Source organism: Clostridium polyendosporum, assembly GCF_018332455.1.
In the GTDB taxonomy this organism is placed as follows: Bacteria; Bacillota; Clostridia; order Clostridiales; family Clostridiaceae; genus Clostridium_AY; species Clostridium_AY polyendosporum.
Genome location: NZ_BOPZ01000018.1, coordinates 55,073 through 77,394 on the forward strand (window position 1 = coordinate 55,073; position 22,322 = coordinate 77,394).

22 protein-coding genes are annotated in these 22,322 nt (G+C 29.9%); 18 read left to right on the top strand and 4 right to left on the bottom strand.

Translation table 11 applies throughout. The features are described from left to right. The first annotated feature begins 382 nt into the window (after positions 1–382). The 3 genes from CPJCM30710_RS10950 (at position 383) to CPJCM30710_RS10960 (ending at position 2,534) form a co-directional block, all read left to right on the top strand. Complete coding sequence (locus CPJCM30710_RS10950) at positions 383–1,366, top strand: type I phosphomannose isomerase catalytic subunit (protein WP_212904211.1); 984 nt, start codon at positions 383–385, stop codon at positions 1,364–1,366. A 364-nt stretch (positions 1,367–1,730) separates the two neighbouring features. Then, the gene (locus CPJCM30710_RS10955) at positions 1,731–2,099 is read left to right on the top strand and encodes an ArsR/SmtB family transcription factor (protein WP_212904212.1); all 369 of its coding nucleotides are present in this window, start codon (positions 1,731–1,733) and stop codon (positions 2,097–2,099) included. A 78-nt stretch (positions 2,100–2,177) separates the two neighbouring features. Beyond that, on the top strand, positions 2,178–2,534 hold the full coding sequence (locus CPJCM30710_RS10960; RefSeq protein ID WP_308442614.1) for a C-GCAxxG-C-C family (seleno)protein: 357 nt from the start codon (positions 2,178–2,180) through the stop codon (positions 2,532–2,534). Positions 2,535–2,718: 184 nt separating this feature from the next. On the opposite strand, the gene CPJCM30710_RS10965 is transcribed toward CPJCM30710_RS10960, so the two are convergent. The 3 genes from CPJCM30710_RS10965 to CPJCM30710_RS10975 form a co-directional block, all read right to left on the bottom strand. Next, a complete protein-coding gene (locus CPJCM30710_RS10965) occupies positions 2,719–3,345 on the bottom strand; it encodes a DUF3793 family protein (protein WP_212904213.1) in 627 nt (208 codons plus the stop codon). A gap of 25 nt (positions 3,346–3,370) precedes the next feature. After that, positions 3,371–3,793 (bottom strand): flavodoxin, encoded by a 423-nt coding sequence (locus CPJCM30710_RS10970; RefSeq protein WP_212904214.1) that lies wholly within the window; start codon positions 3,791–3,793, stop codon positions 3,371–3,373. A gap of 259 nt (positions 3,794–4,052) precedes the next feature. Continuing rightward, entirely contained in the window at positions 4,053–5,057 is a 1,005-nt protein-coding gene (locus CPJCM30710_RS10975; RefSeq protein WP_212904215.1) for a CehA/McbA family metallohydrolase, read from the bottom strand. Between the two features lie 138 nt (positions 5,058–5,195). Here CPJCM30710_RS10975 and CPJCM30710_RS10980 point away from each other — a divergent pair, with 138 nt between their 5' ends. The 10 genes from CPJCM30710_RS10980 to aroQ all read left to right on the top strand — a co-directional run bounded on the left by CPJCM30710_RS10980 (position 5,196) and on the right by aroQ (position 15,587). Next, entirely contained in the window at positions 5,196–6,371 is a 1,176-nt protein-coding gene (locus tag CPJCM30710_RS10980; protein WP_212904216.1) for an SAM-dependent methyltransferase, read from the top strand. A gap of 496 nt (positions 6,372–6,867) precedes the next feature. Next, positions 6,868–7,881: a 3-deoxy-7-phosphoheptulonate synthase gene (gene aroF / locus CPJCM30710_RS10985; protein WP_212904217.1), complete on the top strand. Its 1,014-nt coding sequence runs from the start codon at positions 6,868–6,870 to the stop codon at positions 7,879–7,881. Positions 7,882–7,898: 17 nt separating this feature from the next. Beyond that, positions 7,899–8,756, top strand: coding sequence for a prephenate dehydrogenase (locus CPJCM30710_RS10990; RefSeq protein WP_212904218.1), 858 nt, complete (start codon positions 7,899–7,901; stop codon positions 8,754–8,756). A 1-nt stretch (position 8,757) separates the two neighbouring features. Continuing rightward, entirely contained in the window at positions 8,758–9,819 is a 1,062-nt protein-coding gene (aroB, locus tag CPJCM30710_RS10995) for a 3-dehydroquinate synthase (protein WP_212904219.1), read from the top strand. A gap of 22 nt (positions 9,820–9,841) precedes the next feature. Beyond that, on the top strand, positions 9,842–11,122 hold the full coding sequence (aroA, locus tag CPJCM30710_RS11000; RefSeq protein ID WP_212904220.1) for a 3-phosphoshikimate 1-carboxyvinyltransferase: 1,281 nt from the start codon (positions 9,842–9,844) through the stop codon (positions 11,120–11,122). Further along, positions 11,100–12,173, top strand: coding sequence for a chorismate synthase (gene aroC / locus CPJCM30710_RS11005; protein WP_212904221.1), 1,074 nt, complete (start codon positions 11,100–11,102; stop codon positions 12,171–12,173). Before aroA ends, aroC begins: the two co-directional genes overlap by 23 nt. A 220-nt stretch (positions 12,174–12,393) precedes the next feature. Continuing rightward, positions 12,394–13,527 (top strand): chorismate mutase, encoded by a 1,134-nt coding sequence (locus tag CPJCM30710_RS11010; RefSeq protein WP_212904222.1) that lies wholly within the window; start codon positions 12,394–12,396, stop codon positions 13,525–13,527. Beyond that, positions 13,527–14,345 carry a shikimate dehydrogenase gene (gene aroE, locus CPJCM30710_RS11015; RefSeq protein WP_212904223.1) on the top strand — a complete coding sequence of 273 codons (819 nt, stop codon included), beginning with the start codon at positions 13,527–13,529 and terminating at the stop codon, positions 14,343–14,345. The genes CPJCM30710_RS11010 and aroE overlap by 1 nt, the downstream gene beginning before the upstream one ends. A gap of 171 nt (positions 14,346–14,516) precedes the next feature. After that, positions 14,517–15,032 carry a shikimate kinase gene (locus tag CPJCM30710_RS11020; RefSeq protein ID WP_212904224.1) on the top strand — a complete coding sequence of 172 codons (516 nt, stop codon included), beginning with the start codon at positions 14,517–14,519 and terminating at the stop codon, positions 15,030–15,032. Positions 15,033–15,140: 108 nt separating this feature from the next. Then, complete coding sequence (aroQ, locus tag CPJCM30710_RS11025; RefSeq protein ID WP_212904225.1) at positions 15,141–15,587, top strand: type II 3-dehydroquinate dehydratase; 447 nt, start codon at positions 15,141–15,143, stop codon at positions 15,585–15,587. A gap of 199 nt (positions 15,588–15,786) precedes the next feature. On the opposite strand, the gene CPJCM30710_RS11030 is transcribed toward aroQ, so the two are convergent. Then, the gene (locus CPJCM30710_RS11030) at positions 15,787–17,109 is read right to left on the bottom strand and encodes a CehA/McbA family metallohydrolase (protein WP_212904226.1); all 1,323 of its coding nucleotides are present in this window, start codon (positions 17,107–17,109) and stop codon (positions 15,787–15,789) included. A 231-nt stretch (positions 17,110–17,340) separates the two neighbouring features. On the opposite strand from CPJCM30710_RS11030, the gene CPJCM30710_RS11035 reads away from it, so the two are divergent. The 5 genes from CPJCM30710_RS11035 to CPJCM30710_RS17855 all read left to right on the top strand — a co-directional run bounded on the left by CPJCM30710_RS11035 (position 17,341) and on the right by CPJCM30710_RS17855 (position 22,018). Continuing rightward, positions 17,341–18,027, top strand: coding sequence for a response regulator transcription factor (locus tag CPJCM30710_RS11035; RefSeq protein WP_212904227.1), 687 nt, complete (start codon positions 17,341–17,343; stop codon positions 18,025–18,027). Beyond that, positions 18,024–19,529 (top strand): sensor histidine kinase, encoded by a 1,506-nt coding sequence (locus tag CPJCM30710_RS11040; RefSeq protein ID WP_212904228.1) that lies wholly within the window; start codon positions 18,024–18,026, stop codon positions 19,527–19,529. Before CPJCM30710_RS11035 ends, CPJCM30710_RS11040 begins: the two co-directional genes overlap by 4 nt. Positions 19,530–19,826: 297 nt before the next feature. Next, positions 19,827–20,816: an FAD:protein FMN transferase gene (locus CPJCM30710_RS11045; RefSeq protein WP_212904229.1), complete on the top strand. Its 990-nt coding sequence runs from the start codon at positions 19,827–19,829 to the stop codon at positions 20,814–20,816. A 137-nt stretch (positions 20,817–20,953) separates the two neighbouring features. After that, entirely contained in the window at positions 20,954–21,886 is a 933-nt protein-coding gene (locus CPJCM30710_RS11050; RefSeq protein ID WP_281413977.1) for a 4Fe-4S binding protein, read from the top strand. A gap of 15 nt (positions 21,887–21,901) precedes the next feature. Further along, complete coding sequence (locus CPJCM30710_RS17855) at positions 21,902–22,018, top strand: FMN-binding protein (protein WP_407644988.1); 117 nt, start codon at positions 21,902–21,904, stop codon at positions 22,016–22,018. The last annotated feature ends 304 nt before the right edge of the window (positions 22,019–22,322 follow it).

A 22,322-nucleotide genomic window follows, 5' to 3' on the forward strand; every position in this document is an offset into this window, starting at 1 on the left:
AATAATGAATAAAATTACATTGAAATATTTTGGTATAATATATTGAAATATTTGAATATGTTGGCAAATATAGATATTAAAGATAAACAACTTCAATCTCTAAACAATTTTAGTTATATTTAACTTTGTGAAATGGTAGCAAATAGATTCGAAGTGCAGTGCTTTTTCTAAGGATATATAAGTTGAACCATTAACAAATTTTAGAGAAAATTTTCCACAATCAATACTTTTCTTAAAATTCTTAATGCACTATGAACTTGTATATCAGAATTAGACATTTAGTTAGGAAGTTGCATATCTATATACATATAGCCTTAAATTATCTTAAAAGTATAGTCTATATATAAGACTAATAAATTACTAGAATATTGGGGGGAATTTTATGTATCCTTTAAAGTTTGAAAATTTATACTTTGATAAAATTTGGGGAGGAAGGGACTTAGAATTATTTAGAAGAAACCTTCCAGAGGGCAATGTTGGAGAAAGTTGGGATGTAGCTTGTCATAAAAATGGAACAAGTGTTGTAGCCAATGGAGACTTTGCAGGAATGAATTTAGATAATTTGATAAAGAAGAAAGGAGCGGATTTAGTTGGAACGAAGGTTTCTACAGAATGGTTTCCTCTTCTAGTAAAATTAATTAATGCAAAAGAAAGTCTATCTGTACAAGTACATCCAAATGATGAGTATGCAAAAGAAGTAGAAGGAGATATGGGAAAGACAGAGGTTTGGTATGTAGTAGAAGCTTTTCCGGGAGCAAATCTTGTGGTAGGAACAAAAGAAGATTGTACTAAGGAACAGTTTAAACAAGCAATAGAAAACGGAAATCTAGAACCATATATGAATAAGATTTTTGTTGACAAAGGTGACGTATATTTTGTAAAGAGTGGTTTAATACATGCCATAGGGGAAGGTGTAATAATTGCTGAAATTCAGCAAAACAGTGATACTACTTATAGAGTGTATGATTATGATAGGGGAAGAGAGCTTCATGTTGAAAAAGCGCTAGATGTAGTGGATCTAAATTTATTAGGGAAAAAAAGTACAGGCATTAAAGTAGAAAGAGACGGTTTTAATAAGACATATATATGTTTATGTAAAGATTTTTCATTGGAGATGTATGATATAAGAACAGAAGTATTAGAAATGAGTGATGAGGAAAGATTTTTTATTTTTACTTGTGTAGAAGGTGCTGGACAAGTTTTCTATAAAGATGGGGTACCAGTAGAGATTTATAAGGGAGATAGTATTCTAATTCCTGCATCATTAGGGGAATATACACTTAAAGGAGAAATGAAGTTATTAAAAAGCTATGTTCCAGATGTAAAAAAAGTAGAACAGGAAATACTATACAACATTACCATGTAGGCGAAGTATAATTCTATTAATAGAAGCAGTAAAGAATAAGAATTATAGCAATAGAACATAAGATTTTAGTATTGTAACGTACAGAAGAACAATAAAATATTCATATATAAAAATAGTTTTCTTAGTAGAAAAAAAACTGTACTATAACGAAAAAATAGTACAGTTTTTTTGTGTATACTAAGTAATAGAGATAAACAACTTTAGATACGAATTAAGTTAAATCCAAAGTTTTAAATTGCTTACAGATATATCGGAAGTTGATATTGTAGTAAAGATGGCATGTGATATTGTTTTTTATTTTAACAGTTTTAATTTACCTGTATAATGTTACATATATTGATATAAGCATATAAGGAGGGAAATGATGAACTTAGTTTCTGTTATTAAAGGACTAGCAGATGAAAATAGATTGAGAATATTAAATATATTAAGAGAAAGTGAATTATGTGTGGGAGAAATAGAACATATTTTGAAAATGACTCAATCTAATGTTTCTAGACATTTAACTAAATTGTGCAGCTTAGAAATTTTAGAGAATGAAAAGAAGGGTACATGGGTGTTTTATAAAATAAATAAAGATATTGTTAGTATATACCCATTTATGAAAGAATTAATAAACGAGGAATTAGTGAAGTTAGAAATTTGTAAAAGTGATTCAAAGAGATTATTAGAATATAAACAAAGTGGTTGTTCATGTGGAAGTTTAAAAGAATGCAGTAAATATAGTACATAGTAAGCAATTTGACAATAAAAGTAATGAATCATATAATGAGACTATCAAAAGATAATAACAGGGTGGAAGGTGTTTATTATGGCAGTAAATTATTATAATAAAGGATACAACTGTGGAGAAGCTATTATAAAATCTGTTAACAAAAAAAATGATACTAATATACCAGTATCTATTGGATCACCTCTAGGTAGAGGTATGAGTGTAGGGAGTGTATGTGGTGCAGTAGCTGCAGGCGTTGTTACAATTGGATTTTTAAAAGGAAGAAATAATGCATCTGAAGAAAACAATGCAAGTAAACACTCTAGGGACTTAATGAATAAAGTAAAAGAAAAATTTGGTGTTGAAACATGCATAGAGCTTAAAAGAAAAGGCGTAAGCTGCAATGAAATAGTTAAATTTGTAGATGAATATTTAGTAGATTTTAATAATGCGTAGTAATGAATAAGTATTAAAATAAAAATTAGTATGGGATAGAAGCTACCATACTAATTTTGGGAGACAGTGGGACAGTAGATAGATTTGCGTAAAAGCAAATATACCTACTGTCTTTTTTGTATTCTAATCCTCTCTTAAATCTCAATTTACGTAGATACATTTATCATTTTTTAGAATAATATTTTTATAGTGCAGCACAGGAGAAAGAGTCTCTTAAGATGCTAGCAATCCACTTAACTTCTTTCTTTTGTAATGAATAGGTCATTACCATTTCCCTTGACCAATCATATATTCTAAAGAGTTCTTTTGCTTTTTCCTCATTAGAGAAAACCTTCCAATAACCACACAAAAGACATTTCTTTTCGCTACAATCCATAAATGCTTCTACATCATGTAATGGAATACCAAGAAAAATTCCTACTTCATGTGGACAATGAAATGCTGAATATCTTTCATATAAATGAGTTAATGTTTTATTTATATTATCTAAATCTAGGTAACCTAGTTTTTCTAGAAATTTCTTATTTTCTTCTCTATTTAATATTTGCAATAGGTTTTCTTCATTATAAATTAATACTATCTCTCTTCCTTTTACACTTCTAAGAGTAAGAGCTTTTAAATCCAGAGAAAAAAGAAGATTATTTCCTTCCTTTTTCCATAGATTTAACAATGGTCTGTCGTCATTCCCTATTCCGATTAGTGAGGAGGGTTTTACCCCTGTCAGAACAGGAGAAATTAGGTATGTAATATAATACTCTAAATAACTACTTTCATTTAAATTCTTTATAAATGTCAAAAAATTTTCCTTCATGTAAAACCCTCCATAAGTATTTATTTTAGGCTAGTTTTCTGCCCAATTCTATGCATCTTTCTACATCATTACCTTCTGGTAGTCCATTAACAATTAAACCCTCCTCTAAAAGGTTTGCCCCATAGTTTCTCATTCGCTCTTCCCAGTTAATCATCCATTCACCAGTTCCCCAGCCATAAGAACCAAAGAGTGCTAAAGCTTTGCCATTTACAGCCTCTTTTATTGATTCAACAAAAGGATCCATTTCAGTTTCTTCTATAACTTCATCACCCATTGAAGGAGAGCCTAATATTACAAGGTCAGCGTCTGCTACATCCTTTAATTTAGCATCAGACACATTTATAAGTTTTGGGTTTGCACTATTTTCCTTTAGGCCCTGCTCAATAAGCTTTGCCATTTCTTCAGTATTTCCGGTACCGCTCCAATAAATTATACTTACATTTTTCATAGCTAAAATCCTCCTTTAATTTGATATTGAAAATCAATCTCAATTAAATTATATATTCTTATTTTGGTTGTGTCAATAAGAACTGGAAATAATTTCGATTATATTTAGATTGTTTCAATAATTTTTAAAGATATATAAATTTAAAAAGAGTGGATTCTTATAAGTATACTTTTTACTTTTTTAGAAAAAAGTAAGCTGCCTCATTTTAGAAATTACTTTCTATTTTGAGACAGCCCCGTTATTGTCAGTAACGTATCACTTATGAATTTTCAATAAAAATAGGTGAAGAAACACTTATTTTATCGTTACAATGTGTTACTTTTATTAAATACCAATTTGATGCGTTACTAATTAAGGTTACCTGCCAGTCTATAGTTGAAGTATTATTAGAATTCAGTTGATCTAAAATCTGTCCTTTACTTGAAATTATTTGTAGGTTTTTTATGTTGTTTATTCTATCTTCAGCTAGAATATAAAAATTTAGTGGAGAGTTAGCTTTAACTTTTATTATGCTTCCCATCCAATGATCATTTATCTTATAGGTTAGCTTTAATGATCTACTTTCTGTAGAATAAACTCTTCTAGATCTTAATGCTTCAATTATAGAATTATGGTTTAGTGTTTTACATATAACGCAGGTAACATTATCATAATCTCCCCAATTGTTTATGTGATTATCTTGACCATTTATAGCACCAAGGTGCCAACCCTTATCCAATGCTTTATAAAAGAGGTCTAGACAACGAGTATAAGGTCTAGGTGGAGCTCCATGACCTATTTCGAATAGATTTATATATTTATTTAGATTGGGGCAATAATTTAGTATTTTATTTATTCTAAATGGATGATTAAAAGACAGTATACAATCTTTATTTAAAGTAAGCCAACGATATAAATCAGCTGTAGATTTGCATTTTTTGCCTATAATCTCATTGCTGTTTAAAATATTGATGTGGTCTGAGAAATCTGTACTAAGTTCAAAACCAGCCATTGCAATAAAGTCTATATATTTTGAATTTATATAATCTGCTTCCAATCTAAGCATATCCCATTTTGGATTTTTACTGCCAGAAATATTTATGGTTTTATCAAAATTTAATGTAGAAGAAGTTAGATGTCTAGAATGTTCTGTAACAATTAAGAAATCTAATCCTTTATCTCTTGCATATAGAAATGCGTCTGTAGGTGTTTGAAAGCCATCCGAATAAGATGTATGAGCATGGGGGATGCCATAATAGAAGTTATATAGTTCTTTAATAGACATATTTTCACCAAATTTATATTATAAATATATTATTTAGTATATGAAATTCTAAGTAAAATGGATTTATAATAATTTGCAAGTTAGATGAATATTTTTTATTTAATTGGTAATATTACCAATTAAGTAAGGAGGGATTTTATGGGCGTAGATAAATTTTTTTATAAATCAATGTTTAGAAGCTTATTTTCTGATCCTTGTCAGGTGCAGTTTTGGGATGGAGAAGTAGCACGTTATGGTGGGGAGAAAAGTAAGTTTAAAATTGTTTTTAATGAGTCCATTCCAAAGATTGATTTCATTAAAGATCCTTCATTAGCCTTTGGAGAAGGTTATATGGCTAAAAAGATAGATATAGAAGGAAATCTTCAGGAGGTAGTTCAGTCCCTATATAATAACACAAAAAGCTTTTTACATCATCATGATATGTACGCTAAAGTTATCAATATGATTTCTAATAATATTAAAAGAAGTAAAGATAACGTTCATTATCATTATGATATTGGTAATGATTTCTACAAGTTATGGTTAGATGAAACCATGACGTATTCTTGTGCTTATTTCAAATCACCAGATGATACTTTAACTCAAGCTCAAAAAAATAAAGTAGACCACATATTGAATAAGCTTGCTCTAAAAGAAGGACACACACTATTAGATATAGGCTGTGGTTGGGGAGAATTAATTATAACTGCAGCTAAAAAGTTTAAAGTAAAGTCTACTGGAATAACCTTAAGCCTAGAGCAGTTTAATAAAGTTAAAGAAAGAATAAAAATTGAAGGAGTAAATGATTTAGTAGAAGTTAGGCTAGTAGATTATCGAGAATTAAAAGATATAAAGTTTGATAGAGTAGTAAGTGTAGGTATGGTAGAGCACGTAGGGAAAGAATATCTTTCTGAATATTTTTCTACTGTAAATAAGTTGTTAAAGGAAGACGGATTATCTTTACTTCATTGCATAACATCTGTACAAGAAGGAACAACGAATAGTTGGATAAGTAAATATATTTTCCCAGGAGGATATATACCAGCTGTTAAGGAGTTACTTTGTCATATGTCTGAAGAAAAACTTCACTTGATTGATGCAGAAAGTCTTAGAAGGCATTATGGACGAACATTAGAGTGTTGGGCAAGAAATTTTGAGGATTCGTTATCAGAAATTAAAAAGACAAAAGATGAGACTTTTATAAGAATGTGGAGATTATATTTAAATTCATGTGCTGCATCATTTAATTGTGGAAATATAGATATACATCAATTCTTATTTACAAAAGATGTATGTAATAATTTGCCTTGGACTAGAGAATATATGTATAAATAAATTTAATAGAAGTATACGTTTTTAAGAAATTTGCATATAATATCCTATATCTAATTTATTTCATAAAAAACTAAGAAAGTATTGACATGTAGTTTCAAACTGTTATAATGAATGTAATAAGAAATTTGTAATAAAAATGATTATTGTTTTATATATTCGCAATTTTTGGAGGATAAAATTATGAAAAACATCATTGGAAAGGGAATAAGCGGAAAATTTTACTTTTATTTTAGCTGGGGCTTTTACTTTTTTAGCGCTGGTTATTTTTTCTGCACAAAAAAATTAATTCCTATTTCTAATGAGTTAAATAAATCTAAGCTGATATTAGTGTAGAAGTTTACTACATATACAAGCTTATAGTGTTGGTTTATTAAAGGCTCATTTGAGCCTTATTTTTTTATAGATTTTTACATATATATGTATACAATAACTCTATTAGCAGGGCAATTGAGTTGTTATATAAAAATAAATAATTTAAAAAATGGAGGGTATTTACATGGTAGTAATAATGAGACCAGACGCACCAAATGAAGAAATAATAAGGCTGAAAGAAAGAATTGAAAAAGAGAACTGTATAGTAAACTTAGTACAGGGAGAAAATTGTTGTATATTAGGACTTATAGGAGATACTACTGTTATTGATAAAGATAAAATTGAAGCTAATGAGTATGTAGACAGAGTTATGAAAGTACAACAACCATATAAAAAGGCAAATAGATTATTCCATCCACATGATACAATAATAGATGTTAATGGTGCAACTATTGGAGGAAATAAGATCGCAATGATCGCAGGTCCTTGTTCAGTAGAAAGTGAAGAACAAATTATTGAAATAGCAAAGTCAGTTAAGGAAAGTGGAGCTGGATTCCTTAGAGGAGGAGCTTTTAAACCAAGAACTTCACCATACAGCTTCCAAGGATTAAGATTAGAAGGACTAGAGCTTTTAAAGCTTGCAAGAAAAGAAACAGGATTACCAATTGTAACAGAAATTATGTCAGCAGATATGATAGATAGATTTGTTCAAGATGTAGATGTTATACAAGTAGGCGCAAGAAATATGCAAAACTTTGAACTTTTAAAAGAACTAGGTAAAACAAAAACACCAATACTTTTAAAAAGAGGACTATGTGCAACTATAGAAGAATTCTTAATGTCAGCTGAATATATAATGGCGGGCGGAAATGAAAATGTAATTCTATGTGAAAGAGGTATAAGAACTTACGAAAACTACACAAGAAATACTTTAGATATAAGTGCTATTCCTGTATTAAAAAGATTAAGTCACTTACCTGTAGTAATAGATCCAAGCCATTCAGCAGGAATGTGGTGGACAGTAGAACCACTTTCAAAAGCAGCAATAGCAGCAGGTGCAGATGGACTTATAATTGAAGTTCATAATGACCCAGCTAATGCAAAGTGTGATGGTCAACAATCAATAAAACCTGATAAATTCAAATCTCTTATGGGAGACTTAGGAAAGATAGCAAGTATAGACGGAAAAACAATATAGAAATTGGGGGAAAGGGTATGGATGACAATGGTTTTAGTTTTAATATCGCAGTAGTGGGACTTGGGTTAATTGGAGGCTCTTATGCCAAGGCACTAAGGGAGTTAAAACCTAAAAAGCTATATGGAATTGATTTAAATGAAAGCAGCTTACTGAAAGCTAAAAAGATGGGCATAATCGATGAAGGATTCACCGATGGAAGTGTTATCTTAAAAGAAGCTGATTTGGTTATAATAGCTCTTTACCCTGAAGATACAGTAAAGTTTATAAAAGATAATGTATGTAATTTTAAAGATGGAGCAGTGATAACAGATACTTGTGGAGTAAAACAAATGATAGTTGAAGAAGCACTTTCTTTTTTGCCTGAAACTGTTGAGTTCGTTGGAGCACATCCGATGGCAGGAAAGGAGTCTCAAGGATTTGACACTGCTTCCAAAGATCTTTTTAAGAACTCAAATTATATAATTACTCCACACAAAGAAAACAGTGAAAAAAGTATCAATCTTATAGAAAAGATGGCAAAGGCTATAGGATGTAAAAGTGTAGTACGAGTAGATATAGAAGAGCATGATAACATAATTTCTTATACAAGTCAACTACCTCATGTTATAGCAGTTGCACTTATGGATTCAGATATTTGTAAGGACGCAATAGACCTCTTTATAGGAGGTAGTTTTAGAGATGCCACTAGAGTTGCTGCTATTAATGAAAAGCTGTGGACTCAGTTGTTTTCTTTAAATTCAGATAGATTAGTTTACGAGATTGAAAAATTTCAAGAAGCTTTGAATAAAATAAAAAGGGCTATTAAGTCGCAAGATAAGAGTGATTTAGAAGATATCTTTAAAGATGCAGCCCAAAGAAAAAGGATGATGTTATAAAATGAGAACTCTTGAAGTAAAGCTTAAAGATAACAGCTATAACATTTATATTCAAAGAGGCATATTAAGTCAAATAGGACAATGCTTAAAAGAAAACTTTAAAAGTAATAAGATAGCTATAATTACAGATCATAATTTAAACAGTTTATATGGAGCAGTATTAAATAAAACAATTAGTGATAAAGGATTTATTGTTAAGACTATCTCTATTAAACCAGGAGAAGAAAGTAAGTGCTTTGATACACTACAACAGGTATATAAAGAACTTTCAGACTTTAAAATTACTAGAGATGATTTAATAATCGCTTTTGGTGGTGGAGTTGTAGGAGATTTATGTGGTTTTGCAGCTTCAACATATTTAAGAGGAATACCATATATACAGGTACCAACTTCTCTTCTAGCACAGGTAGACAGTAGTGTTGGTGGAAAAGTAGCAGTAGACTTACCTTGGGGGAAAAATCTTGTAGGAAGCTTTTATCATCCTAAGGCAGTTTTTATAGACCCAGAACTTTTAAAAACTCTTAGTAAAAAGTTTTTACATGATGGATTAGCGGAAGTTATAAAATATGGATGCATAAAAGATGGTAAAATAATTGATAAGCTAATGGGTTATAAAGATGATGAAGAATTATTAGAGAATATTGAAGAAATAATATATACATGTTGTGATATAAAAAGAGCTGTTGTAGAATCTGATGAAAAAGATTTTGGCGATAGAATGCTTTTAAACTTTGGACATACGTTAGGTCACGCAATAGAAAAATATTTTAATTACGGCCAATATTCTCATGGAGAAGCAGTTGGTATAGGTATGGTTGAAATAACCAAAAAAAGTGAACTGCTTGGTATTACAGAAGAAGGTACTTCAAAAGTAATTGAGAAAGTATTAGATAAATATGAGCTTCCTTATGAATTACCTTCAATGAATAGAGCTGATATACTTGATACAATAACACTAGACAAAAAAAATCTAGGTGAAAATATCAATCTAATTATGATTAGGAAAATTGGAGAAGGCTTTATTAATAAAGTAAGAATAAATGAGATAGATAGTCACATTTAAAATAAAAAACAGGGGGTATTTTATGAAGCATGTAATTATTAACCCTAATAAGTTAAAAGGCGAATTAACAATCCCACCTTCAAAAAGTATGTCTCATAGAGCTGTAATTTGTGCAGGTCTTTCTGAAGGAGTTAGCAACATTAGTAATGTTATGTTTTCACAGGATATAGATGCAACCTGTGATGCAATGAGAAGTTTAGGGGTGAATGTAGAGAGAAATGATGACACTCTTAAAATACAAGGTACATCAAAAATAAAAGTTGTAAATCCGACTATTAATTGTTTTGAGTCAGGTTCTACAATAAGATTTCTTATACCTATAGCAGCTACTTCAGGAGAACAAGTTATATTTGAAGGAAAAGGAAAGCTTGTAGAGAGACCTCTTAAGTCCTATTATGATATTTTTGATTTACAAAAAATAGATTATAAAAATGTAGATGGTAAGCTTCCTTTAACAATAAATGGAAAGTTAAAGCCGGGTAATTTTGAAATAAGAGGCGATGTAAGTTCACAATTTATAAGTGGTTTATTATTTGCTCTTCCTCTTTTAGATGGAGATTCAAAAATAATAATAACTACAGAATTAGAGTCTAAGCCTTATGTAGATTTAACTTTACAAATGCTTAATGATTTCAAAGTAGAAGTAGAAAATCATGATTATAAAGAGTTTGCTATTAAAGGTAATCAGAAATACATAGCTTCAGATTACAAGGTTGAAGGAGATTTTTCACAGGTAGCATTTTGGTTAGTAGCAGGGCTTTTAGGAGCAGATATAGTTTGTGGTGGATTAAAGTTGGATTCTCTTCAAGGAGATAAAGCTATACTAAGTATAATAGAAGATATGAAAGGTAAGTTAGTTATAGATGGAGATAAGGTTCAAGCACTTCCTTCTAAAACAAAGGGAGCAGTTATAGATGCTTCTCAATGCCCAGATCTTGTACCTGTACTTACTGTATTAGCGGCTTTAAGTGAAGGAACAACTGAAATAATTAATGCTGCAAGATTAAGAATAAAGGAATCTGATAGATTGACTGCAATAAGCACTGAACTTAAAAAGCTTGGAGCAGATATAGAAGAAAAGGAAGATGGATTAATTATAAGAGGTAGGGATTCTCTTAATGGAGGAGAAGTTCACAGCTGGAATGATCATCGTATAGCTATGGCTATGGCAGTGGCGTCCTTAAAATGCAATGAGCCTATTATAATAAAAGATGCGGACTGTGTTAAAAAATCCTATCCACATTTCTGGAGTGATTTCAAAAAACTAGGAGGAAATATTAATGAGTGGAGTTTGGGGAAATAAAATAAAACTATCCATTTTTGGAGAATCCCATGGAAAAGCTATAGGAATAACTATTAACGGACTTCAGCCAGGTATAGAACTAGATTTAGATTATATAAATAAGGAAATGGAAAGGAGAGCTCCTGGAAACAGTGAGCTCACAACTCCAAGAAAAGAAAAAGATAGTGTTGATATATTAAGCGGATTCTTTAATGGTAAAACAACTGGATCACCTTTATGTGCTGTTATCCACAATACAAATACGCAGTCAAAAGACTATTCAAGAACTAAGGATCTTATGAGACCTTCTCATGGAGATCTTACAGGCTATATAAAGTATGGCGGTTTTAATGATTACAGAGGAGGAGGTCACTTCTCTGGAAGAATAACTGCACCATTGGTATTTGCAGGTGCTATATGCAAACAGATTTTAGAAAGCAAAGGAATAGTTATAGGAAGTCATATAAAGAGAATTAGTACTATTGAAGACGAAAGCTTTAATATGGTTGATTTAAAGGAAGAAGAATTAAAAGAATTAACTAAAGATGCATTTCCTGTACTAAATAAAAGTGTAGAAGCAGGAATGAAGGAAGCCATCGTAAAGGCAAAGGATGAACAAGACTCTGTAGGTGGAGTTATAGAAACAGCAGTATTAAATCTACCAATAGGACTTGGGGAACCATTCTTTGATTCTGTAGAAAGTACTTTAGCCCATCTACTATTTTCTGTACCAGCAATAAAAGCTGTAGAATTTGGCGCAGGCTTTGAGATAGCAAAGTTGAGAGGCTCAGAGGCAAATGATGAATACTATATGGATGGTGATAAAATAAAAACATCCAGTAATAATAATGGTGGTATTTTAGGCGGAATTACTAATGGAATGCCACTAGTATTTAAAGTAGCCGTAAAACCTACAGCTTCAATTGGAAAAGCTCAAAATACAATAGATATTGAAAAGCGAGAGGTCTCTAAGATTGAAATAGTAGGAAGACATGATCCATGTATTGTACCTAGAGCTTTACCTGTTATAGAAGCAGTTACTGCAATAGCAATATTTGAGTTGATGCAGTAATAAAGATAAACAACGTCAATCCTTAAACAATTCATGTTAAATAAAATTTAATAGGCATCGAGCCTATTAAATTTGAGCCAGATTTCACTTTGTGAAATGGCAGCAAAATAGCCTCGACATACAATACTTTTCATGAATTATAAGTTTAGTTATGAAATTGTGTATCTATATATAATGATTGGTAATTTACTATGACAATAGAAAAAGGAATGTGATAGGTATGAAAGATCTGAGTTCTTTACGAGAGCAAATTAATGAAATTGATGAAACTCTAGTAAAACTGTTTCTGAAAAGGATGGAAATAGTAAGTGGTGTAGCAGAGTATAAGAAAAGAAATTCTATGGAAGTTTTAGATAAATCTAGAGAAGAGCAAATTATAAACAAACATCTTCAAAGTATTAATGATGAAACTCAAAGAATACAATTAAAAGATTTCTTAGAAAGCTTAATGTATATTAGTAGAAAAGCACAAAAAAAGATCTTAAGTGAAGATGTAGCTTGCGAAAAAGTAGACAACAATGAAGCAGCATATAAGATAGGGTTTCAGGGCGTTGCAGGTTCTTATAGCCATCAAGCTCTAATTGAATACTTTGGAGACAAGGTTGAAACTGAAGGTTTTTTAAACTTTAAGGATGTATTCGAAGCCTTAAAAAGAGATGAAATAAAATACGGAATATTACCTATTGAAAATTCATCTACTGGAGCTATTACTGAAGTTAGTGATTTACTTGGAGAGTATAATTTTTATATAGTAGGCGAAAAGTGTATTAAAGTAGATCATAATTTACTAGGGGTTGAGGGTACTGAACTTTCAGATATAGAAGAAGTTTATTCTCATACTCAAGGATTTTTACAGTGTACTCAATTTTTTGATGAACACTCTGATTGGAGACTAATTCCATACTATAATACTGCTAGAAGTGCTGAATATATAAGTAATGAAAACTCAAAGAAAAAGGCCTGTGTAGCTAGTAAACAGGCTGCAGATGTATACGGCCTTAAAGTGTTAAAAGAAAATATAAATAATAGTAGTAATAATCATACTAGGTTTATTATTATAGGAAAGAATATTGAGTGTAATGAGCAGAGTAATAAAGTAAGCGTGGTTATAGCTATACCACATAAGGTGGGATCATTACACAGTATTTTAAAGAACTTTGCTGATAATAATTGTAATATGGTAAAAATAGAATCAAGACCGATTGTAGATAAGGCTTGGGAATATTTCTTCTATATAGATTTTGATGGAAATATATTAGATGCAAATACAAGAAGTACATTGAAAAGTATAGAAGAAGAAAGCTTATATTTTAAATTATTAGGAAATTATAAAAGTGAGGTAATCTATAAATAATGGGTAATTTATATGGATTAATAGGAGAAAAACTCGGTCATAGTTTTTCACCACAAATACACAATATAATACTTGAAAAGTTAAGCCTAAAAGGTCTATATAATTTATTTGAAATAAAACAAGAAGACCTAAAGCAAGCTGTTGAAGGATTAAAAGCTTTAGGAGCTAAAGGTGTAAATGTAACAATACCTTATAAGGTACCTATTATGCAATATGTGGATGAACTTTCACACGAGTCAAAGAAGATAGGAGCTATTAATACAATAGCATTTAATGATGGGATACTAAAAGGATATAATACTGATTATTATGGTTTTGGAGCATCCTTAAAATATGCAGATATAAATATTAGTGATAAAACAGCAGTGATATTAGGTACTGGTGGTTCATCTAAAGCAGTAGTTCACTATCTTTTAGATAATGGTATAAAGGATATTATATATGTAAGTAGAGATCCAAAGAAGGTATTAGAAGATGTGAGAGGTTTTAATATAATATCTTATGATGAGATAGCGGATTTGAGAAGTAGTGATATAATAATAAATTGTACTCCTTGTGGAATGTATCCTAAGGTAGAACAATGTCCAATAAACAAAAGCTTATTGAGCAAATTCTCTACAGCAGTAGATCTAATATATAATCCAGAGACAACTGTTTTTCTAAAAGAAGCTGAAGAATTAGGACTTAAAACTCTAAATGGTCTTTATATGTTGGTAGCTCAGGCAGTAGCCGCTCAGGAGATATGGCAAAATATAAAGATACCAAAAGTAGAGGTTGAAGACATTTATAATAAAATTAAACAGATTATCTATAGATAAACAAGTTCATAAATATTGAACTTGTTTATTTTAAAAGAAAATATATCTATTTTACGAATAACTTGAGTTGTATTTTTTATTTGCTGCCATTTCACAAAGTGAAATCTGGCTCAAATTTAATAGGTTCGATGCCTATTAAATTTTATTTTTATAAGAATGGGTGATAATTTCATGAACTATTTAACTAACAATATAGTTTTAATAGGTATGCCTGGCTGTGGAAAAACTACTATAGGTAAGATGGTTTCGGAAAAGTTAAAAATGGATTTTATTGATTTAGATGAATTTATAGAGAAGATTACTGGAGACAGTATTAAAGAAATATTTAAACATGGTGAAGAACATTTTAGGAACTTAGAAAGTGAAGCTGTTTGTGAAGTAAGTAAATTCAAATCTACAGTAATATCCACAGGTGGTGGAGTAATAAAAAAGCATATTAATATAGAAAAATTAAAAGAAAATGGTCTAATAATTTTTATAGATAGATCTATAGAAGATATAGCATCAGATGTGAAAATAAGCAGCAGACCACTTCTTAAGGATGGACCTCAGAGATTGTATGAACTTTTTGATGAGAGATATAACTTATATAATAAATATAGTGATATTATAGTAAAAAATAATGGGGAAATTGAAGATATTGTGGAAGAAATAATTAAAATCTACAATAATAACATAGATATATAAGTTAAAAACAGAACTTAGAATTTTGAAAAAAAGATGTTGAGGACTAAGGCTGTTTTAAAAAGTTTGTTTAAGATTAGACTTGCATATTCAATAAAAGGAGTTAATAAGATGAAGGTATTAGTTATTAATGGCCCAAATTTAAATTTACTTGGTATAAGAGAAAAAAATATATATGGTAGTAAAGGTTATAAGGATATATGTGAATTTATTAAGAATAAAGCAGAAGAGTTAAAGATAGATGTAGAAATATTTCAAAGCAATATTGAAGGTGAAATAATAAATCAAATCCATAAAGCTTATGATGACAAAATTGATGGAATAGTGATTAATCCAGCAGCATACACCCACTACAGTATAGCGATTTATGATGCCTTAAAAGCTGTAAATATTCCTACTATAGAGATACATTTAAGTAATATTCATGCTAGAGAGGAATATAGAAAAAAATCAGTTACAGCACCAGCGTGTGTTGGCCAAATTTGTGGATTTGGATATCATGGATATGCGATGGCTTTAGAGGCTATGATTAGAGTAGTTAACAATTTAGAGGTATAAGGTAATAATATTGATAATTTATATCTATGAATTTGTACTAAATAACACCAGCGATAATTTAGAATTTAATAAATTATCACTGGTGTTATTTATTTGTTGTAATTTCACGAGGTGAAATCTCGCTCAATGTTAACAAGCTTGGCGCCTGCTCAGCTTTACTTACTGTCATTTCTGACTTTATAGATAAATATAAATAAGGTTACAAGATGTTCTCATAAATATTTGGAATAGCTTGTACAAATACAGGAGAAGATAAACTAATCAATTCGTTTGAATGAAATACTTTAACTACATACCATGAAGATTCAATTTTTACTGGTAATAATAAGTCCCATTCCACCTTAATGGCATTATCGAATAATTTCTCTTGTAGTATATTACCGCCATTTGATATAATTTGAATCTTTGATATAGGGTTTACTGCATCTTCTGCAGTGATTTTAAAATTTAATATCTCATTTTCTTTCAAATCAATTATACTTCCCATCCAGTACCCATTGGCCTGTACAGTAAGTTTAAGAGTTCTTGTTTCTGTTGAATAAACTCTTCGTAAGTTTAATGCACTAATTACTGAATCTATATTTAATTTATCAGCAATAATAACTGTAAGATTGTTTGGTATTCCCCAATTATCAGTATGATTATCTTGACCATTTATAGCACCAATATGCCAACCATCATCCAGTGTTTTAAAATAAGCTTCTTCTGATCGTCTATATTTATGCGGTGGAGAACCATTTCCCACTTCTATAAGGTTAACAAAGGCATCTATTTTACTAGAGTAGGGTAATTCTTCAGATGGGAGTTTTGGATGATTAATAGCAACTATTAGGATATCTTCTTGAATACACAACCAAGTATAGAATTCTTCTACGGTCATTTTTCTTTTATTAGGTATACTACTACTATTGATAATGTTCATGTGACCAAAATTTTCTATATTTGCTTCAAATCCTATTAATGCTAAAAAATTAGTATACTTTTTATTTATTGCGTCTTCTTCAATTTTTAGCATTTCCCACTTAGGATATAACTTTCCTTCATATAATATTTTTTCGTCGTTATTGATATTAGATTTAATCAATTTACCTAAATGATCTGTTACAATCAAAAAATCAATTCCATTATCTCGTGCATATTCATAAGCTTCTGTAGGTGTGTTATTACCGTCCGAATAAGAGGTATGAGCATGAGGAACTCCGTAATAAAAGTTATATTGAGAAGTATTATTTTCTATCCAGAAGAACCAACTATATTCATATATATTTCTATTAGTGTCCCAAATTGATACTTTAATATAATGCTTACCGTAAGGCATATCTAAAGAAGGAGTGTAGCTAATAATATCCTTTTTAATTATTGGAATAATTTCTACATCATCTATAAACAACACTGCTTTTGATATAGATATTAATACACCTTTTTGTTTTATAGAAACACATATTTGAGGTCTTTTATTAAATGTGGATGACATATTTGAAGGTAAATAATTAAACAATATTTTAGAATTAAATTCATTCACTTTGAATCACATCCATAATTAATAATTCATTTTCATTTATTTAGAAACTTGCAATTCATATAGTATTTTGTATATAGTATTAATTTTTTCTAAAAAAGGTACATCTTAAAATGGGTTATGTAGAATAAGAACTACAAATATACATATGGATTTTAAGGAAAAATAAATATAGAATGGTAATATGAATGTTTTAATAAATAAAATATAAAAGATTTAAAGGAGCTGTGTTTTATGGCCTTAATAAAAGAACAAATAAATATCCTTATAGTAGATGATGAGGAAAATATAGTTGAGTTCATTAAAATGGGCTTAGAGGCTGAAGGGTTTAAGGTTTATGCTGCATATGATGGTAATGATGCAGTTTATTTAGCAAGAGAAGTTAACCCACAAATAATAATATTAGACATTATGATACCAGGAATGAACGGCTATGAAGTTTGCTCTGAAGTAAAAAAGACTATAAAAACATCCATAATTATGTTGACTGCAAGAGATGAGATAGATGATCGAGTTCGTGGCTTGGATTTAGGTGCAGATGATTATATGGTAAAACCATTTAGTTTTAAGGAGTTATTAGCCAGAATTAATGCTAGATTACGAAATAGCTTTCCTGAGTTAACAAATGTGATAAACATAGGGGATTTTCGTATAGATGATGGCGCACACGAAATTTCTTTTGAAAATAAGCTTTTAGTACTATCTCCGACTGAATATAATTTACTAAGATATCTGCTTCTTAATAATGGATTAGCGTTAAGTAAGCAGACAATAATAGAGAATATTTGGGGATATGATTTTAATGGTGAACAAAATATTGTTGAAGTATATATTAGATATTTACGTGAAAAGATCGGAGATAAAGAGCATAGTATCATACGAACTGTTAGAGGGGTAGGATATAGGATGTTAGTGGTATGAAAAAATTATTAAATATATTTAGAATTAAGAGTTTAAAGTTGCAGCTCTTACTTGGCTGTATTTCTATACTAATGTTTTCTCTAGTTATTATGGAGATATCTCAGTATCTGGCTATGAAACAAAACTTATATAATAGTAAAATGCAATTAGTAGAGTCGAGGTTTCATAACATTAATTTGGATGTTTTAACAAAAATACAATCTCCAATGGATGTTAGGGAACAATCAGTATACATTATAAGAAGTGTAGTAGGTTTAGGTGTGGATGTAGCAATTATAGATCAAGAAGGAAAGGTTATAGCAGAAGGTACTAAAGTTAGAGATAGTATAGTTGTGGCAGAGGTTACTAAATTTGCAGACAGTTTACCAGTTCCTAAGTTATCTAAAAATGAGTATAAAGAAATTCTCAATAAAAAAGGAATCAAGGAAGAGTACAGGTTTATTAAAGATAAAAATGGATCTGTAAATATGGTTGGGTGGCGTAAGATTGGTAATCCAAATTCAAGTTCTGGGTTAATACAATTAAGTACTACAATTGAACCAGAAGTGGCAATACTTAAACGTCAGCTATATACATATATAATTGCATCAATTTTAATATTATCAATAGGTATTATACTTGTGGGACTAGTATTAAAATATACATTAAAACCATTATATAATATGACTAATACGGTAGAGAATATCACTGTTGGACAGCTAAATACACGATTACCTGTAGATAATGGGCAAGTAGAGATCGATAAATTAACGAATGCTTTTAACAATATGCTTGAAAGGATAGAAATGTCTTTTGAAAAAGAACAATACATTAAAGAAAAAATGCGTCAATTTATTTCGGATGCTTCTCATGAATTAAGAACACCTCTTACTTCAATTCATGGTTTTGTAGAAGTTTTACTAAGAGGAGCTGCAAAAAATGAAAACCAATTAAACTTAGCATTAAACAGTATTTTAGTAGAGAGTGAACGTCTAACTAAATTAGTAAATGATTTATTAATGTTAACTAAGTTAGAGCAGCAAGCTCCAGTAGAGATGTTAACGGAAGACCTTAATAGTATTATAAAAGAAGTCTATCCACAACTGCAAATTATTGCAGGAGAAAGAAAAATTAAATTGGAATTAAAAGAAAGTACATTGATTTTAGCTAATAGAAATCAAGTTAAACAGGTTATTTTTAATTTAGTTCAGAATGCAATACAACATACTGATGAAAAAGATGGAGTGATCACTATTTTATTAGATTGCATAGATAAATCTTCAGGGAATTTTGCAGTTCTTAAGATTAAGGACAATGGGTCAGGAATTCCACAAAAAGACTTAAATGAAATATTTGATAGATTTTTTCGAAGTGAATCACATAGATCTCGTAAATATGGTGGTTATGGTTTAGGGTTATCTATTGTTAAATCCATTATAGATGCTCATAATGGAGAAATTGAGGTTAGTAGTGAATTAGGAAGAGGGACCACGTTTACTGTATATTTGCAATTAATTAGCTAACATTTACTTTAAATATTATAAATAAATGATAATAAAGATAATTTTCTAACAGAAGGTTTTGGATTAAAATTCCAAAGCTTTTTTTGTTTGTGTAATCTAACAAATATGTAAATAGAATTATTTTCGGTATTAATAAGTGATTTGGAGGAAGTTTTTAAGTTTTAAAATTTATTTACTTTTTTCTAAGCATTCCTTAAGGAAATTTTAAAATTACATTAAGGATGAGATTATATAATTAAGCCTATCAAGTAAAAATTAAAAGTTAACTTTGGTATAAATCTTAAGGGAGGAAATTACATGTTTTTTATTAGACGTACCAATAACGAAGTGCCTATTATAAAAGAGTTTTACGTACTTGGTACTGTAATTCAATTAAAGGTATATGGAAAAAAAGCAGAAAAAGCTATCGAAGAAGCTATTAGAAGACTATATGAAATAGATGATAAGATGTCTGCATTTAAAGAATATAGTGAGGTTTCAAAAATAAATAAAAGTGCTGGCAGACTGCATAGCGAAGTCAGTAATGATACTTATTTTGTAATAAAGAAAGCAGTACAATACAGTAAATTATCAGAGGGAGCTTTTGATCCAACTATTAGACCAATAGTAAGTTTATGGGGAATTAACACAAGTAATGCTCGTATTCCTCATAAGGATGAAATTAATAATTTGCTTAAGTTAGTGAATTACGGAGATGTAAGTTTAAATGATAGTAATAAAACTATAAAACTAAATTGTGAAAATCAGTGTATAGATGTAGGTGGTATTGCTAAGGGATATGCAGCAGATGAGGTGAAAAATATATTTAAAAAAAATAAAATCCAGAGTGCACTTATTGATCTTGGAGGAAACATATTTGCATATAGAAGTAAGCCAGATGGAACTCAATGGAACATAGGAATACAAGATCCATTTAGCTTTACTGGAGAGTACGGTGGTATAGTAAGTGTTAAAAATAAATCCATAGTTACTTCTGGAAACTACGAAAGATATTTTATTAAGGATGGAAAAAGATTTCATCATATAATTGACCCTAGAACAGGATATCCTTCTGAAAATGGAGTAATAAGTGTTACTATAATATCTGACTATTCCATTGATGGAGATGCACTATCTACTTGTGCCTATGTTATGGGGCTTGATAAGGGAATAAAACTAATAGAATCTTTAGAAGGTGTTGATGCGATATTTATAACTGAAGATAAAAAAATCCACGTAACATCAGGAGTTAAAAATAACTTTAAATTATGCAATAGTGAATTTATCTATCAGAATTATATGAACTAGAATAGGAGAGATAGGATAGTATGAAAAAGAAAATATCTAAACTACAAATATTTAGGATTATTACACAAATAATATTTTTTATCTTTTTTCCGGGTTTAATTACGTTAACTTTTAGTGAATTAAAACAAATTTATTTAATGATTATTCAAGGAAATTTTAATTTCATTGAAGTTTTTCCACGCTTAATTGAAGTCCTCGCGATTATTCCTATAACAATAATATTTGGCCGATTTTTTTGTGGGTGGTTTTGTATCTTTGGAACTTTTAATGATTATATATATATGATATCTAAAAAGATATTTAAAACAAAATTTCGAGTAAGTACTCAATTAGATACAGTTTTAAAATACATTAAGTACGCAATTTTATTATTTATTATAGCTGTTATTTGGACAATGGGTAGTAATTTATTTGATACGGTTAGTCCATGGGACGCTTTTGCACAAATAAGTGACTTTTCTAAAGCAATAGTTCAATATCCTGCTGGATTTATGGTGCTAGCTTTAATAATGTTAGGGGCGGTATTTATAGAAAGGTTCTTTTGTAGATACTTATGTCCACTTGGAGCTGTTTTTGCAATAGTATCTAAGATTAGGATTTTTAAAATTGATAAACCTACAAGTGGATGTGGAAAATGCAGAATATGCACAAATAATTGTCCGATGGGGATCGAACTTTATAAAACTGATAAGGTAACCAGCGGAGAATGTATAAACTGCCTAAAATGTATACCAGTTTGTCCGAGGAAAAATACTCAAGCAAGTATATGCGATGAAAATGTTAATCCAGCGCTTGCTAGTGCAGTTGCAATGACTGCTTTTGCAGGATTATATACTGCTGATAATATGATAGGTAAAATTATTAGGCCAAATAATTTTACTGTTTCAACAAATGGTAACTTAGGTTATGGTATAAATAAAGACTCACAGCAAAAGAAGTATAAAGATGGAACATATATTGGGGTCGGTAATGGTTATAGACCTGATCTTAAGGTTTCAGTAACAATAAAAAATAGTAAAATTGAAGATGTGCAAATAATATCAAGTAATGAAACACCAAGATATGCATAAGAACCTTTTCAAGTAATTCCTAATGAGATTATAAAAGCTCAATCAACAAACGTAGATGGAATTTCAGGGGCTACAAGAAGTTGTAATGGAATAAAAGAGGCTGTAGAAGATGCATTAAGTCAGGCGATATAAGTTTATAAAGGAAAAGTATCAGTGTTACTTTAATTAAGTATATTATTTAAGTAGATAATACTTAATATGTAGTGAATTTAGGTAATTATAAAAAAAGTAATTTTAAATGAAATTTTAGCTAAACTATTTGCAAAAAAATGGAATTTAATTGAAAAACCAGTATTGAGATATAGTGTTCAATACTGGTTTTTTTATGTGCGCCCAGCATGGGCGACAGCTTGGTGGTGAAAGTCCACTACGGGGGTTGATAGCACCAACCGTTAGCCGAAGGCAAGGGTGTTCATCGTGAGATGAAATCTGAAGG